This is a genomic window from Banduia mediterranea, from assembly GCF_031846245.1.
GTDB classification, from domain to species: domain Bacteria; phylum Pseudomonadota; class Gammaproteobacteria; order Nevskiales; family Nevskiaceae; genus Banduia; species Banduia mediterranea.
On sequence record NZ_JAVRIC010000003.1, the window covers coordinates 16,024 to 31,271 of the forward strand.

The following is a 15,248-nucleotide window of genomic DNA, read 5'->3' on the forward strand; positions in this document are numbered from 1 at the left end:
GATCCAAGCCAGGAGCACACGGTGACGACGCTGCGATCCCGTGTATCGGGTCCGGTGGATCTGCTGGACCTGCATGCGGCGATGCCGCAGCGTTATCCGCTTCTGCTGCAAAGCGTGGCTGCGCATCCCCAGGCCGGCCGCTTCGACGTGTTGTTCGCGTTCCCCCAGGGGCGGCTGGAAGTGGGCGCCGATCGGCAACTGTGCGCGTACGGGCTGACGGCGGAAGGCCGTGATTTCTTCGAGGCCCTGGACGCCTGGGTGCATCGCGAAGCGCAGCCTTACTCGCGCGATCCGGAGCTACCCTTTGTCGGCGGCTGGTTCCTGTTTCTGGCGTACGAAGCCGGGGCCCTGGCGGAACCGAGCCTGCATTTGCCTGCATCCCGATCGGGGCTGCCGCTGGCGCTGGCCGTACGTTGTCCGGCCGCGCTGATCTACGACCGGGTCGAGCAGGTCTGTCACCTCATCGCCGAGCAGGATGGCGGGCAGTTGCAGGCGATGCACGCCGATCTGCAGGCGGCGCCAGGTCTGCCCGATCTGCCGGCGCGCGCTGCCGCCACCGAGGTGCGCGAGGATGCGCCGCAGGACTTTCTCGATGGTGTGAAAACGATCCAGGACTACCTGCGAGCCGGCGACACCTTTCAGGTGAATCTTTCGCGGATCTGGCGAGCCCGGCTTGAGGACGATGTCACGCCGGCCGAACTGTATCGCCGACTGCGTCTCAGCAACCCTGCGCCGTTCGCCGGTTCGCTATGCTGGAATGGGGAGGCCGTGCTCAGTTCTTCGCCGGAACGGCTGGTACAGATCGATGCCGATCGCGTGCAAACACGCCCGATCGCGGGTACGCGCCCCAGGCTCGCGGATGCCACCGCCGATCTGGCACAACGTGCCGCACTGATCGGCAACCTCAAGGAACGCGCCGAACACGTCATGCTGATCGACCTCGAGCGCAATGATCTGGGACGTGTCTGCGAGCCGGGTTCGGTCGAGGTCAGCGAACTGATGTCCGTCGAAAGCTACGCGCACGTCCACCACATCGTTTCCAATGTGCGTGGCCGCTTGCGGCAGGCGGTGGGCCCCGGTCAGGTTCTGCGGGCCGTGTTTCCCGGCGGTACCATCACCGGCTGCCCCAAGCTGCGTTCGATGGAGATCATCGCCGAACTCGAAGGCGAGGCGCGCGGCGCGTATACCGGCTGCATGGGCTACTACTCGCGAGACGGGCGCATGGACAGCAATATCCTGATTCGTAGCCTGCACTGGAAGCAGGACAATGCGGGCGCACAGGTCGTGCTGCGTGCCGGTGCCGGCATCGTCGTCGATTCGGATGCGCAGCGCGAACTCGCCGAAACACGCGCCAAGGCACGCGGCCTGTTGCTGGCACTGGGAGCGAAGCATGTCTGAGCCGTTCTGGTTCAACGGCGAGTCTGTAGCCGGCCTGCCTGCCGGGCTGCGCGCGCTGCACTATGGCGATGGTGTATTCAGAACCTGTCTGAGCTGGAACGGAGCGATCCTGGACATCGACGATCATCTCGATCATCTCCGGCGTGACGCTCGGCAACTGGGGATGACGCCGCCGGATCGCGAGATCCTGCGACAGGATCTGCAGCAGGCCGTCGACGTGACGCCGTGCGTGCTCAAACTGATGCTGTCGCGCCGCGCCGGCGGACGCGGCTACCGCGCCGACGATGACGGCTCCGATCGAATCGTGATGCACTCCGCCGCGCCCCGTTATCCCTCCAGCCACTGGAGCCGGGGCGTAAGCCTGCGCGACTGCGAACTGCGCCTGGCCACACAGCCGGCACTGGCCGGCATCAAACATCTCAATCGCCTGGAACAGATCCTGGCGAGCCGCGAGTTTCGAGCGGACGACGAAGAACTGCTGATGAGAGATTCCGAAAACAACATCGTCTGTGGCACGCGCAGCAATCTGTTCTGGGTTCATGAGGGCGTGTTGCACACGCCCGAGCTGAAGCGCTGTGGCGTGGCCGGCGTCATGCGTGGCCGCATCCTGCGTATCGCCGCGCGTATCGGCCTCGAGACTCGGGTATGCGACGCCGCGCGCGACAGTTTGCTTGAGTCCGATGAAATCCTGCTCAGCAACAGCCTGATCGGTGTCTGGCCGGTACGGCGCTATCAGCATCGTACCCTGTCCGCGCCGGGCCCGGTCACGGCGCGGATCGATGCCGAACTGGCACACCCAAGGTTGAGTTGAGATGCGGGTTATACGAACTCTGTTCGCCCTGTTGCTGATCGCGGTCCTCGCGGTCACTGCGGTGTGGCTGGATGCGCGTCGGCAATTGTCCGCGCCCATGAATCTGGCGCAGGCGCAGCGCACGGATGTGTCACGGGGCAGCAGTCTGCGCGGCGTGCTTGCGCAGTGGCAGTCGCAGGGCTGGTTTCAGAATCCACGGCAGCCTGTGTACCTGCGTCTGTACGCGCGTGCGCGTGGCAGCGCAGCGGCAATCCAGGCTGGCGAATACGAACTGCCACCACGAATCACGCCGCTGGAGGCGCTGTCGCTGCTGACCTCGGGCCGCGTCAAGCTGCACTCGCTGACGATCGTGGAAGGCTGGACTTTTGCCGAAATGATGGAAGCCGTGCACGAATCCCCGGCCTTGCGTAAGACCCTGCAGGCGGAGGACGTGATGGCCGCACTGGGTGATGCATCGTTGCATCCCGAGGGGCGCTTCCTGCCGGAAACCTACCGCTTTCCCAAGGACACCACGGACCTGGAATTCCTGCGCCGCGCGTATACCGCGATGCAGCGCGCGCTGGAGGACGAGTGGCAGGCGCGCGCGCCTGACCTGCCTTACGACGACGCCTACGAAGCGCTGACCATGGCCTCGATCATCGAACGCGAAACCGGGGTGCCGCAGGAGCGCGGCGAGATCGCCGGCGTGTTCGTGCGGCGCCTGGCCATGGGCATGAAACTGCAAACCGACCCGACGATCATCTACGGGCTCGGCACAGACTTCGACGGTAATCTGCGACGTCGTGATCTGCTCAGCGATGGACCGTACAACACCTACACACGTCCCGGTCTGCCGCCCAGCCCGATCTGCCTGCCGGGGCGGGCTGCTCTGCATGCGGCGCTGCATCCCGTGGACGGTGATGCCCTGTATTTCGTCTCGCGACGCGACGGCACGCATCAATTTTCGGCCACTCTGAAGGCGCACAATGAGGCGGTGAGACGCTATCAATTGGGAAAACGTCCATGAGCGAACTTGGCCGTTTCATCGTTCTCGAAGGCGGTGAGGGCGCCGGAAAATCGACGCAGGTGTCGCACGTGGAGCAATGGCTGCTCGGTCGCGGCCGAGACGTGCGGCGCACCCGTGAGCCGGGTGGTTCACTGCTGGCCGAGGCGATCCGTGGCGTGGTGCTCGGCGATTGGGATGAGGGCGTGGACGCGCAGACCGAGCTGCTGTTGATCTTCGCCGCGCGCGCAGCCCATCTCAATGCCACGGTGCGGCCCGCGCTTCAGGCCGGCTGCGATGTGGTCTGCGACCGCTTCGTCGACGCCAGCTACGCTTATCAGGGCGGCGGCCGTGGCATTGCATTGCGCCACATTGACGCGCTCAGCGATCTGGTGTTGCAGGGGCTCAGGCCGGATCTGGTGCTGCTGCTCGACATCGAGCCCGAACAGGGCCTGGCGCGCGCCGACGCGCGCGGCGACAACAATCGTTTCGAAGCCGAGAACCTGGCGTTTCAACGGCGCGTGCGCGAGCATTATCTGGCGCGCGCGGCGGCAGCGCCTTCGCGCTACGAAATCATCGACGCGGCGCTCGCTCAGGACGAGGTGTCGGCGCAAATCGATCTCGCACTGGAGCGGCATCTATGAGTGAACTGATGACGCAGCCGCTGCCCTGGCAGCTCGGACAATGGCAACGCCTGGTCGATGCCAATCGCGATTCACGTCTGGCGCATGCCATCCTGCTGGCGGGTCCGCCGGGCGTCGGCAAGCGTCTGTTCACCGAGGCGCTGATCAACTACCTGTTGTGCGAAGCCCGGCACGAAAGCCGGGCCTGTGGCGCGTGTCGCAGTTGCTCGCAGCTCGCCGCCGGTTCCCATCCCAACCGCATGGAACTGGTGCCCGAAGAAGGCAAGCGTGACATCAGTGTCGATTCGGTCCGTGAGATGGTGTCGCGGGTCATGGTCAGCAGCCACTACGGCCAGGCCAAGGTGGTACGTGTCGATCCGGCCGACCTGCTCAACAGCGCCTCCACCAACGCCTTGCTCAAGACTCTGGAGGAACCGCCTTCGGCCACTCATTTTCTGCTGATCTCGGAGCGGCCACGACTGCTCACGCCGACCCTGCGTAGCCGAACGCAGTTGCTGCGCTTTCCGACACCACCGCGCGAGATGGCGCTCGGCTGGCTGGTTCAAAACGCCTCGGGCGCCGACGAATCGGCCTTGACCGAGGCGGGCGGGGCGCCGCTGCGCGCGATGCGCTGGCATGAGGACGGCACTCTCGAGCGGCGTCGGAACTGGGCGGCGTTGCTGGAAAAGGTCGCCTCGCGGCGGCAGTCGCCGCTGGCCGCCGCGTCCGCGGTAGAACGTAGTGAGGCCGTGGCGTTCTTCGAATGGCTGGTCGACTGGAGCGGCCGTGGATTGCGCTCGGCGGTTGCCGGAGACGCCGGTTTTCCGGCCAGCGTCTATGAACAGTTGTCGACCGACGCCATCGAAGGCCTGCGTGCCCTGTCGCGCAATGCCAATGCACAGCTCAGCATCGAGTCGATTATGATGCGCTGGCTGCAACTCGCCGCCCGCGGCGCCCGCGCCATGGCGGCTGCCCGATAATACCGACTCGACATGTCCCAACCCGGAATTCTCACGCTCAACATCAAGGACAAGAGCGCGCTCTATGTCTCGTACATGCCGTTCGTCAAGAACGGCGGCCTGTTCATTCCCACGAACAAGGAATACAGCCTGGGCGACGAAGTGTTCATTCTGTTGACCTTGATGGACAATCCGGAACGCATCCCGGTGGCCGGCAAGGTGGTCTGGGTCACGCCCAAGGCGGCGCAGGGCCAGCGCACACAAGGTATCGGCGTGCAGTTCAGCACGCAGGATGGCGGCGCCACCCAGGGCAAGATCGAGATATTGCTGGCTGGCGCCCTGGGTGCCGATCGGGCCACGCACACGATGTGATGCCGCACCGTGTCCGGGAGGCACGGTATCCCGGTTTCAAGCCGATTCAATCGCGATGGCCGTCCAGACCGCCGTCGAGCACGTAGGCGTCGAAGCCTTTCTGCGTCAGCACGAAGCCGGCCACCGAACTGCGGCGGCCGCTGTCGCAGACCACGACGTAAGTCGTTTCGGTTTTCAGCATGCCGATGCGTGGCCGCAGCATGTACAGTGGCAGGTTGATGCTGCCCGGCAGCGAGTCCGCCTGGAATTCGCTGGGCAGACGCACATCCAGCCAGACCGCTTCGCCGGCGTCCACACGCGCCTGCGCTGCGTTTCGATCGATCCGACGTGACAGCGGTTCATCCAGCAGGGTGCGGAAATCCTGTTTGGCCAGGCGCATCAGGCGGCACGGCGTCAGCGCGGTGATCGTGGCATTGCGGGTTTCGTCCGCGATCAGGGCTTCCTCGCCGAACACATTGCCGGACTCCAGCTCGGCCAAACGGACCGCCTTGCCTGAGGGCGGTTCACGCGTGACCAGGCAACGACCTTCCACGACCACGTAGAAGTAGTCGCCTTCCGCACCCTGCTTGACGATGACCTCGCCGGGTTGCGCCGACACTTCCTGCAGACGCATGAACATCGCCTGCAGATTGGCCGGTGGCACGCGCTGAAAGGTCTTCATCTGCAGCAGGCGCCCCATCCAGTCGCCGGAATCCCCGGGGGCGGAATCGAGTTCCTGCACCTCGAACGTACCGGTCTGGTCCCAGGTCAGCATCACGTCGAGCAGACCGGCATCCACCCGCAGCACGCGACAGGCCGTGCGACAGCGCGCGGAGAGCGCGCGTGGCGACTGGTGTGCGATACGATGCCGGGCGGCGATCTGGCCGGCGAGGATGGCGTTGAGGGGCTTGCCCTGGTCGTCCTGCAGCACCAGTTCGCCTTCAAGCAGGTATAGCGCTTCGTCCGCAGCATCGCCCTGCCGAAACAGGAACTCTTCGGGTGCCAAGGACTGCAGATGCGCCTTTCGGGCCAGATCCCTCTGACGCTCCGGTTTGAGACTGCCAAGCGGTACCAGGTCCTGGAACAGTCGCGGATCGACTGCGGAATCGTCCGTCATCGAAGCCAATTCTCGATCGTGGAAGGCCTTTATATCAGTCTTGCAGACCCTCTTGCGGACAAACCTGCAAGCCGGACGGTACGCCGACCCGCGTTTCGCCATTGTCGGGATTCACGCACAATCGGCGCAAACCCCCAAACCCCCAAACCCCGAATCAGGCTTCAAAGGATAATTGTCCGATGATCGCCGTTCATCATCTCAATAATTCGCGAAGGAGAGCTGAGCCAGTCCGCCTGGTTCGCCGGTGCCGAAATCAGCGCGGCGGATATTCAGATCAGTTTCCCGCTGGAAGGCGCATCGGCTCGTGGTGGTCTCGATGCGAGCTACCCAAAGACCTGCGACGGGTTGCAGCGTATTCAGATGAACGCGCACGCGCAGAAACTGCCGTTCGAAGTCAGTGCACAAACCGGTGCGCGGTTGCTGGTCCGTGCCATCGAGCGCGAGCCGCAGACCGCCTGCGTGCCAGTCTGGCCATGGAAGCTGATGGGCCTGCTGATGCGCCATCTGCCCTTGGGCATGGTGGCGAAAATGACCTGAGTCCGCCGGCTCCTGCGCAGGGAAGGCGCTAGCGCCGGCCAATTGCATGTATGTATGTTCCCGCCAATGACCAGGATCCAACCGACCATGCAAGACCCTAGCACGCCATCGTCGCCCGCCAAACCGCCCCTATGGGGCGTGGCCGGCTTTACCGTCGCCTATATCGTCGCGGCCGTCGTCGCATCGCTGCTCGGCGGCAACGGCGAATTCGTGTTCTACATCGTGGTCATGCTGGTGCTGATCGCGGCCATCGGACTGCTGCACTCGCGGGTGACGCTCAGCGCACCGATTCTGTGGGCCTTGTCGGTCTGGGGCCTGTTGCACATGGCGGGAGGGCTGGTCCCGGTTCCTGGCGGATGGCCGTATGACGGCGATCAGGCCGTGCTGTATTCGCTGTGGCTGGTTCCGGGCCACCTCAAGTACGACCAGATCGTGCACGCCTACGGCTTCGGCACCACCACCTGGGTATGCTGGCATGTGCTCAGCCATAGTCTGCGAGCCCCCGACGGCGCGGCGATCCGGCCCAGCCTTGGCCTGCTGATCCTGTGCGTCGCGGCGGGCATCGGCTTCGGCGCCCTCAACGAGGTGATCGAGTTCATCGCCGTGCTGAGTCTGCCGAGTACCAATGTAGGCGGCTATGTGAATACCGGCTGGGATCTGATCTCGAATCTCGCCGGCGCAACGCTGGCCGCGATCACGATCCGCCTGTGCTCTCGACAGGGTGGCTGAGTTGCCGGGCTCTCGTCGTAGAATTCACGTTCCGTCGTTTGCCTGCCTTCCCCCTTGGACCTCGAATTGAGCGACGCCGACTGCGAAGTACGATTGACGAATGCGCTCCAGCGCCGGATCGAGCGCCAGGCCTTCGCCTTCGTCCGGGGCGCGCAAATGCGCGAGCTGCTGGAACTCGCCGGTCCCCTGCACGACTGGGATGCGTTCGCCGAAAGCTGGAACGATCTGGAAATCGATACGCACATGGCCGATGGCGGGCGCTATCGCCGCCGCCGTCACGCCACATTCGAGGCGCAGGCCGGGCAGGCGGCACGGCGTCTTGCGCACGCGCCACACTTCCAGACCCGCGACTACAATCCGCTCAACGGCGGCGTCGCCCGCTGGTTCGCGCCGGTTACGGAGTCGACCGGTAACAGCGCGAGCCTGCGCACGATATTGGCGGCGGCGCAGGCGCTGTTCGAATCGCTGGCACCGCAAGCGTCGCGATGGTTCATCGAACTGCATCAGTTCAGAATCGAGGCGCATGCCGACCAGTTCGGCCAGCCTACACCGGAAGGCATGCATCGCGACGGCGTGGACTATGTTCTGGTGATGCTGGTGCGGCGTCACAACATCGCCAGCGGCACGACGTCGATTCACGATCTGGAACGGCGTGAACTCGGCAGCTTCACCTTGTCGGCGCCTTTCGACGCCGCGTTGGTCGAAGACTCCCGCGTGTTTCATGGCGTGACGCCGGTCGAGCCGGTCGACGTGGACCTGCCGGCCTATCGTGACGTACTGGTCGCCACGTTCCGCCGACAGGACTGAACGGCCCGAGCTTCAGCGGGCCTCGCCGGCTTCGGCAAGCCCCTCGACGCCGCGCCGCGCCCGCCATTCCAGGCTCAGATAGGCCAGGATCGCCAGTGCAAACGGAATGAAGTAGTAGGCCATGCGGTAGGCGATCAGCGCACCAAGCAAGCGGTTCGCCGGTACTTCGGAACCCAGTAGTGCGATGAACACCGATTCGAGCACGCCCAGCCCGCCGGGCACGAAACTGACGACGCCAGCGATGGCGCTCGCCAGCAAGGCCACCAGAGCCGCCGCATAGCTGACTTCCTCGGGCATGAAGCGGTGGATCACGGCCACGATCAACAGCCAGCTTGCGCTGGATACGACCAGTTGCAGCAGCGCGAACAGCGGCGGCGGCGCATAGAGCTTCCAACGCTTGAATTCCCACTCACGTCCGTGGCCGATAAAGCACAGCGTCAGATAGCCGGCGGTGACCAGCAGCAGGGCCGGGCCCAGCACCCGCAGCAAGGGCAGCGGGATCAGCGTGATGTGGGGCGGAGCAATCGTGAACACCAGCCCGGCCAGCAGCACGTAGCCGGCCCAGTTGGTGAATACGCTGGTGCCGATGACCTTGCCGGTGTCGCCGGCGCTGAGGCCGAAGCGCGTGTACAGCCGGAAGCGGAACCCCATGCCACCGATCAGCGAGCCGAGATTCAGTGTGAACACATAGCCGACAAAGGCGATCCGCATCACCAGCGGCTTTGGCAGCTTGTGTCCGATGTAGTGCCGGCCGAACAGGTCGTAGGCACTGCAGATCAGCAGGCTCAGCGCCGCCAGCGCCAAGGCTTCGGCCATGGTGAGGGCGTCGAAACTGGTGAGGGCCTGAGCCACTTCGTGCCATTTGATCGTATCGACGCGAGTCACCACCAAGCCGATCACGAACAGCGACAGCACCGGCATCAAGATCATTCGGGCGCGCTGCAGCCAGTGTTTCTTCAGTTTCATCGAATCCAGGCAAGCAGGCAGGCGAGGGGAGGCGCGGAGCGGGAATGGCGCTAAGCATGGGTTCATTGGCCCGACGAGAACCTTAATGGCCTTGAACATGATCGATACGGCTGGTTCCCGGAACAATGAAGACACGATGAGTTCGGACGCAACGCAAACGTCCTTTCGACTGCTGACGCTGAACCTGCACAAGGGGTTCAATTGGCTGAACCGGAAATTCGTCCTGCATCAACTGCGCGACGCGGTGCGTGAGGTGTCGGCCGATGTGGTGTGCCTGCAGGAAGTGCTGGGTCAGCACGAGGAGCATTCCACGCGCTACGAGAACTGGCCCTCGGCGCCGCAATACGAATTCCTGGCTGACACGATCTGGGGCGAGTTCGCCTATGGGCGCAATGCCGTCTATCCCGGTGGCCATCACGGCAATGCCGTACTGTCGAAGTTTCCGATCCGACAGCATCACAATTTCGATGTGTCGGTGGCCGGTTCGGAAAGTCGCGGCCTGCTGCATTGCACGCTGGAGTTGCCGGGCCTGGATCTGGACACGCATGTCGTCTGCGCACATCTGGGGCTGCGTGAAACGCATCGCCAGCACCAGCTTCAATTGCTCGGCAAGCTGGCCGACGAGCGCGTGCCGCCGGGCGCGCCGCTGATCGTGGCCGGCGATTTCAACGACTGGCGCGTGCGTGCACACCAGCCGTTGAGCCGCGAAGCCGGTCTGCGCGAGGCGTTCGTCGAACTGCACGGTCGGGCGGCGCGCAGCTTTCCGTCGCGATGGCCGATGCTACGACTGGACCGCGTCTACTATCGCGACGCCCGTATCCGGCGCGCGAACATTCTTTCGGACAAACCCTGGTCCCGGCTTTCGGACCATGCCGCACTCTGCGTCGAGGTGGAAATATGAGCGATCCTGCGTGGCGGGACAGCAACAAGGTCGAGCTGCTGATCAACGGAGAGAGCTTCTTTCCCAGCGTGTTCGATGCGATTCGCGGTGCCCGTGAAGAAGTGCTGATCGAAACCTTCATCCTGTTCGAGGACAAGGTCGGTCTTGAACTGCACGAAGTGCTGGTCGATGCCGGCAAGCGCGGCGTGCGCATCAATCTGATGGTCGATGGATACGGCTCACCGGACCTCAGCGCGCAGTACCTGTCGGAACTGAGCGCGGCCGGCGTGCAGGTGCAGGTGTTCGGCGCGCGGCCCAAGTTGCTGGGCATGCGCACCAATCTGTTCCGGCGGCTGCATCGCAAGCTGGTGGTGGTGGACGCCACTGACGCCTGGGTCGGCGGCATCAACTATTCCCATGACCACCTGCGTGATTTCGGCCCAGAGGGCAAACAGGACTATGCCGTGAAGGTGCGCGGTCCGGTGGTGGACGACATACGCAGCTTCATGCTGCGCGCCATGGCCGGAAAGCCCGCGCGCCGCTGGTGGCGCCGGCGCGCGCGCTGGGCACCAGACCCGGCGTTGCCGCAGAGCGAAGGCGCTCAGGTGTTGTTCGTGACCCGTGACAACGTCAATCATCGCGACGATATCGAAAAGCACTACCGCGCCGTGATCCGTTCGGCCAACCGGGAGGTGATGCTCGCCAACGCCTATTTCTTTCCGGGCTATCGCGTACTGCGCGAATTCCGCAATGCCGCTCGCCGCGGAGTGCGCGTGCGCTTGATCCTGCAGGGGCAACCGGACAAGAAGATCATGCGCTGGGCGGCGATGTCGCTGTACGATTATCTGCTGCGCGCAGGTGTCGAAATCTATGAATACGTCGAGCGTCCCTTGCACGCCAAGATCGCGCTGGCGGACGAGGAATGGTCCACGGTCGGCTCCAGCAACCTCGATCCGCTGAGCCTGGCGCTGAACCTGGAAGCCAATCTGATGATTCGCGACCGGTCCTTCAATGCCGGATTGCGCGAGCACATGGAATGGCTGATCGACGAGCATTGCCAACGCATCGTCAGCGAGCACGCGCATCGCCCGCTGATCTGGCAGCGCGTCATCACGTTCTTCGTGTTTCACTTTCTGCGGCATTTCCCAGCCTGGGCCGGCTGGTTCCCGGCACATGCCGGCAAGCTCACCAAGATCGAACCGCTGCGCAGCGAAGCGCCGGACTGGCCAGGAGCCAATGGCAATGTCGCGCTGTCACCACGCGAGAAGTGAGGCTGAGTTTCAGCACGCGCAAACCTGAATGCCGGAGTTTCGCATCAAGGGCCAGATGGGCGCAGCGCAGATCGCCATGGTTCCAGCCCGACTTGATATCGTGGCAGTCTCCCGAGACGACAACTGACCGGAATCACGCCGCTGATGGACACGCTTCCCAGACTCGACAGCGAATTGCGCGCGGACGCCGTGGTGCTGTTCGGCGCGACCGGCGATCTAGCGCTGCGCATGCTGTTTCCGTCGCTCTATGCCTTGTCCGTGGACGGATTTCTGCCGGAATCGTTCCGGATTGTCGGCGTGGCCCGGCAAGCGAGCACGACGGAGGGTTTCCGGGTACGCGTTGCCGAGGCCATTCGGCTGCGCCATACCGGCAGCCCTGTGGATGAGGCCAAACTCGAAACCTTGCTGCAGCGCATCGACTACTGTCGCGGCGACGCCACGCGCGCCGATGGCGTGGTCGAACTCGCAGCGCGTCTGAAACAGCTCGATATTCAGGTGCCAATGTTCTATCTCGCCACCTCACCGAGCCTGTATTCAGCGATCTGTGGCACCTTGCGCGAGTCCGGGCTGTCAGCCGCGCCGGCGCGCGTGGTGCTGGAAAAGCCACTGGGGCGCGACCTCCCCAGTTCCCGGGCGATCAACCGCGCGGTCGGCGAGGCTTTCGACGAGGATCGCGTGTTCCGCATCGACCACTACCTGGGCAAGGAAACGGTGCAGAACCTGCTGGCGCTGCGATTCGCCAACAGTCTGTTCGAACGGCTCTGGAACAATCTCACGATCGATCACGTGCAGATCACGGTGACCGAAACCGAAGGCGTCGGCGACCGCTGGCCGTACTACGACGAATACGGCGCGCTACGCGACATGGTGCAGAACCACATTCTGCAACTACTGTGTCTGGTGGCGATGGAGCCGCCGGCCGATCTCGATCCGGACTCGGTGCGCAACGAGAAGGTCAAGGTGCTCAAGGCGCTGCGGCCGATGACACCGGTGGCGGCGGGCAATGCCAGCGTGCGCGGGCAATACGGAGTCGGTCTGACGGATGGCAAGCCCACTCGCGCCTACGCGGACGAACGCGGCCAGGCGACCGACACCGAAACCTTCGTCGCACTGCGTGCGGAAATTGACAACTGGCGCTGGGCCGGTGTGCCGTTTTTCCTGCGCACCGGCAAGCGCATGGCAGAGCGCAGAACCCAAATCGTCATCCAGTTGCGTGATGTGCCGCATTCGATCTTCGGCAAGACCGGCAACGCGGGCCTGACAGCGAATCGTTTGGTGATCGACCTGCAGCCGGACGAAGACATCTCGATGCTGCTGATCAACAAGAAACCGGGACTGGCCCGCGAAGGCATGGCACTGCGTGCGCTACCGCTGAGTCTGGGCTCGCAGCCCAGCGCCGATACCGAGCGCCGCCGCATCGCCTACGAGCGCCTGCTGCTCGATGTGATCGACAACAATCCGACATTGTTCGTGCGGAGAGACGAGGTCGAACAGGCCTGGAAATGGGTCGACGGTGTCGTCGACGCCTGGAAGCAGTCCGGCCTCGGGGTCAAGCCGTACGCGGCCGGAGGCTGGGGGCCGGCCGGCGCGTTCGCGCTGATCGAACGCGCCGGGCGTGCGTGGCACGACTGATGCTCAGCCGATCGCACGCAACAAGTTTGACACAGTAGCCCGAAGGCGCCTGCACCGAACAGGATGGCGGCCAGCGCCCAAGCCAGCGCCCAAGTCTGATCGGCCGCGAACAGTGTTTGATTCATCGAGTCCCCGACCGTTGATGAGTCGGTACCGTGCCCGTTCCGCGAGCGTGCCGCCATCTCTTGCGAGACACCGGGAGTTTCAGCCCGTTCGCGCCGCCGCGAACATCGATCGCGTGGCTGCTACGATGGTCCGCCCGGACTTCGCAACAGGAGCGCTTGTGGACAGCATTTTCACCAAGATCATCAAGGGCGAACTGCCCGGCCATTTTGTGTGGCAGGACGATCAGTGCGTGGCGATCATGACGATTGCCCCGATCCGCCCCGGCCATGTCCTGCTGATTCCCCGCGAGCAGATCGATCATTGGGACGATCTGCCGGCGCCGCTGGCGAGCCATCTGATGCTGACCGGCCAGCGCATCGCCAGGGCCATCAAGAAGGCGCTGTCTCCCAAGCGCGTCGGCATGATGATCGCCGGATTCGAGGTCGCACACGTGCATCTGCACATACTGCCGGCCGAGAGCCTGGGTGCCTTCGATTTTTCGCAGGTTCAGCAGCCTGACGCGCAAGCGCTGGCCGAGAAAGCGCACCTGATCCGGCAGGCTCTCGAATCGCTCGCCGAATGATGAACCCCGGCAGGTTTTCGAAGCATTCATCTGGCGTGCGCAGCACGTCGATCATGGCAAGGCTCCCTGAAAAGATCCTCCACGATGGTGCCCCGGCCGACACGACGGCGTCGTGAAGCGACCTGTGCCTTGGATCGTCAGGGGTTACGGTGACAGTTTACTGTTTCCCCTATTCGGCCCGAACCAATTCACGCATTTTGTATACCGTCACCGTACCCCTCCGGTCGGGGTCGATGCCGAGTCCGAGTGGCTCACGGCTCCCTCTTGTCGTTTCCTGTTCGACCCTTCGCTGCGTGCCCGCAACCACTATGGTCTGTGCTGACTGCTGCCGTCTCACGTAGCGCCTTGCGGCGATACGCGCTGCATCATCACCGACGTGTTCGGCTGTTTCGCTCGCGACCACGGGCCGTCCGTCCTCGCGCCGGGTCCTTGATCACCCGGTGAACCGTCCGGGACTCACGTCGACGCCACGGCGCATGGCCGGCAGCTCTCCCCGAATAAGAACATGAACTTTCCGTGCACAACCGCCGCATTTACCCTGTCAATCGTTCCGGTTGGGCTTGGTCATCTGGTGCTGACTCACCCACGGACTGGCCTTCCATGCGATTTCTGTTCGTCGACTCGCACGTTCGCCAGATGGAATACCCACTTGTTCCGGGGGGCGGTCTGAAGTGTACAGTCACTGTGTACACATATATGGAGCGCCTGGCATGGAGGCATCATTCGTCGACCTGCGGAAGAAGTCCGCTGAAATCATCAAGGCTTTGAGCCGAAAAGAGCGTGTGACTGTGCTCTATCGAGGGAAGCCTGCAGCCATTATGGAGCCCATTGATAGTCGGGTCACTGATGAATCAAAGCTGGCGTCACAGCATAAGGCATTCGGCATCTGGGCTGACCGAGCGGAACCTTTAAGTGTTGAAGAACAAGTAGCGGATCTAAGGCGGCGGAGATTCGATGATCTTTGATACCGACGTTCTCATTTGGTTTCTCCGGGGCAGTCCCAAGGCAGCACGAGCTGTTGATTCTGAAGAAAACAGAAGTATCTCCTTGGTTACGTACATGGAGCTATTGCAGAGGTCCAAAAACAAGCACGAAACTCACGAAATTAAAGGTTTTCTGAAAGATTTCGGATTTTCCACGCTTCCTCTGACCGAGAACATTGGCCATAGGGCATCTATCTACGTCGAAGAGTACGCGCTATCCCATTCCATCGGTGTTGCCGGCGCACTTGTAGCGGCTACGGCGGTTGAGGGAAACCAGGTCTTGCTCAGCGCCAATATCAAACACTTCAAATGTGTAAAAGAGCTTCAGTTGAAGCAGTTTCGGCCATGAGCGAGTTGCCACCTGATCGGGTAAGGGCTGACTTCTGATCAGCCACCCGGCGGGTCGGGCCGTAAGGCCCCGCCCCTATCCCGATTGGGGCTGACATCAGACGAATCCGCAACTTGACAGACTGTATCCGATAGAATAAAGCCGCGCTGTGAACATCTTTCTCCG

The 15,248-nt window shown here is 63.3% G+C and carries 17 protein-coding genes and 1 pseudogene; 16 read left to right on the top strand and 2 right to left on the bottom strand.

The genetic code is table 11. The features are described 5' to 3' along the window. Window positions 1–21: 21 nt before the first annotated feature. From RM530_RS02710 to RM530_RS02735, 6 genes are read left to right on the top strand one after another with little or no spacing between them, the layout of a single operon-like run. Complete coding sequence (locus RM530_RS02710) at window positions 22–1,398, top strand: aminodeoxychorismate synthase component I (RefSeq protein ID WP_311363673.1); 1,377 nt, start codon at window positions 22–24, stop codon at window positions 1,396–1,398. Then, window positions 1,391–2,209 (top strand): aminodeoxychorismate lyase, encoded by an 819-nt coding sequence (gene pabC / locus RM530_RS02715; RefSeq protein ID WP_311363674.1) that lies wholly within the window; start codon window positions 1,391–1,393, stop codon window positions 2,207–2,209. The genes RM530_RS02710 and pabC overlap by 8 nt, the downstream gene beginning before the upstream one ends. 1 nt (window position 2,210) lies before the next feature. Beyond that, window positions 2,211–3,215: an endolytic transglycosylase MltG gene (mltG, locus tag RM530_RS02720; RefSeq protein WP_311363675.1), complete on the top strand. Its 1,005-nt coding sequence runs from the start codon at window positions 2,211–2,213 to the stop codon at window positions 3,213–3,215. Next, window positions 3,212–3,835 (top strand): dTMP kinase, encoded by a 624-nt coding sequence (gene tmk, locus RM530_RS02725; RefSeq protein ID WP_311363676.1) that lies wholly within the window; start codon window positions 3,212–3,214, stop codon window positions 3,833–3,835. Before mltG ends, tmk begins: the two co-directional genes overlap by 4 nt. Continuing rightward, entirely contained in the window at window positions 3,832–4,794 is a 963-nt protein-coding gene (gene holB / locus RM530_RS02730; protein WP_311363677.1) for a DNA polymerase III subunit delta', read from the top strand. Before tmk ends, holB begins: the two co-directional genes overlap by 4 nt. Before the next feature lie 12 nt (window positions 4,795–4,806). Next, window positions 4,807–5,145: a PilZ domain-containing protein gene (locus tag RM530_RS02735; RefSeq protein ID WP_311363678.1), complete on the top strand. Its 339-nt coding sequence runs from the start codon at window positions 4,807–4,809 to the stop codon at window positions 5,143–5,145. 46 nt (window positions 5,146–5,191) lie between these two features. On the opposite strand, the gene RM530_RS02740 is transcribed toward RM530_RS02735, so the two are convergent. Continuing rightward, entirely contained in the window at window positions 5,192–6,241 is a 1,050-nt protein-coding gene (locus tag RM530_RS02740; protein ID WP_311363679.1) for a cyclic nucleotide-binding domain-containing protein, read from the bottom strand. Between the two features lie 210 nt (window positions 6,242–6,451). Here RM530_RS02740 and RM530_RS18615 point away from each other — a divergent pair. From RM530_RS18615 to RM530_RS02755, 4 genes and pseudogenes are all read left to right on the top strand, one after another. After that, window positions 6,452–6,598: pseudogene (locus RM530_RS18615) on the top strand (glutathione S-transferase family protein); the annotation flags it as partial. Between the two features lie 3 nt (window positions 6,599–6,601). Then, window positions 6,602–6,778: an SDR family oxidoreductase gene (locus RM530_RS02745; RefSeq protein ID WP_311363680.1), complete on the top strand. Its 177-nt coding sequence runs from the start codon at window positions 6,602–6,604 to the stop codon at window positions 6,776–6,778. Window positions 6,779–6,865: 87 nt separating this feature from the next. Continuing rightward, complete coding sequence (locus RM530_RS02750; protein WP_311363681.1) at window positions 6,866–7,507, top strand: DUF2238 domain-containing protein; 642 nt, start codon at window positions 6,866–6,868, stop codon at window positions 7,505–7,507. Between the two features lie 156 nt (window positions 7,508–7,663). Continuing rightward, window positions 7,664–8,314 (top strand): 2OG-Fe dioxygenase family protein, encoded by a 651-nt coding sequence (locus RM530_RS02755; protein ID WP_349256160.1) that lies wholly within the window; start codon window positions 7,664–7,666, stop codon window positions 8,312–8,314. A 12-nt stretch (window positions 8,315–8,326) separates the two neighbouring features. Here the strand turns inward: RM530_RS02755 and RM530_RS02760 are convergent, their stop codons facing one another. Then, window positions 8,327–9,280, bottom strand: a complete 954-nt coding sequence (locus tag RM530_RS02760; protein ID WP_311363683.1) for a lysylphosphatidylglycerol synthase domain-containing protein — start codon at window positions 9,278–9,280, stop codon at window positions 8,327–8,329. A 136-nt stretch (window positions 9,281–9,416) separates the two neighbouring features. Between RM530_RS02760 and RM530_RS02765 the strand changes: the two genes are divergently transcribed. From RM530_RS02765 to RM530_RS02790, 6 genes are all read left to right on the top strand, one after another. Then, a complete protein-coding gene (locus RM530_RS02765; protein WP_311363684.1) occupies window positions 9,417–10,181 on the top strand; it encodes an endonuclease/exonuclease/phosphatase family protein in 765 nt (254 codons plus the stop codon). Then, window positions 10,178–11,431, top strand: a complete 1,254-nt coding sequence (gene clsB / locus RM530_RS02770; RefSeq protein WP_311363685.1) for a cardiolipin synthase ClsB — start codon at window positions 10,178–10,180, stop codon at window positions 11,429–11,431. Before RM530_RS02765 ends, clsB begins: the two co-directional genes overlap by 4 nt. A 144-nt stretch (window positions 11,432–11,575) precedes the next feature. Beyond that, window positions 11,576–13,063: a glucose-6-phosphate dehydrogenase gene (zwf, locus tag RM530_RS02775; protein WP_311363686.1), complete on the top strand. Its 1,488-nt coding sequence runs from the start codon at window positions 11,576–11,578 to the stop codon at window positions 13,061–13,063. A 283-nt stretch (window positions 13,064–13,346) separates the two neighbouring features. Beyond that, window positions 13,347–13,751 carry an HIT family protein gene (locus RM530_RS02780; protein WP_311363687.1) on the top strand — a complete coding sequence of 135 codons (405 nt, stop codon included), beginning with the start codon at window positions 13,347–13,349 and terminating at the stop codon, window positions 13,749–13,751. A 710-nt stretch (window positions 13,752–14,461) separates the two neighbouring features. Further along, window positions 14,462–14,716, top strand: coding sequence for a hypothetical protein (locus tag RM530_RS02785; RefSeq protein ID WP_311363688.1), 255 nt, complete (start codon window positions 14,462–14,464; stop codon window positions 14,714–14,716). After that, window positions 14,706–15,083, top strand: a complete 378-nt coding sequence (locus tag RM530_RS02790) for a type II toxin-antitoxin system VapC family toxin (RefSeq protein ID WP_311363689.1) — start codon at window positions 14,706–14,708, stop codon at window positions 15,081–15,083. The genes RM530_RS02785 and RM530_RS02790 overlap by 11 nt, the downstream gene beginning before the upstream one ends. The last annotated feature ends 165 nt before the right edge of the window (window positions 15,084–15,248 follow it).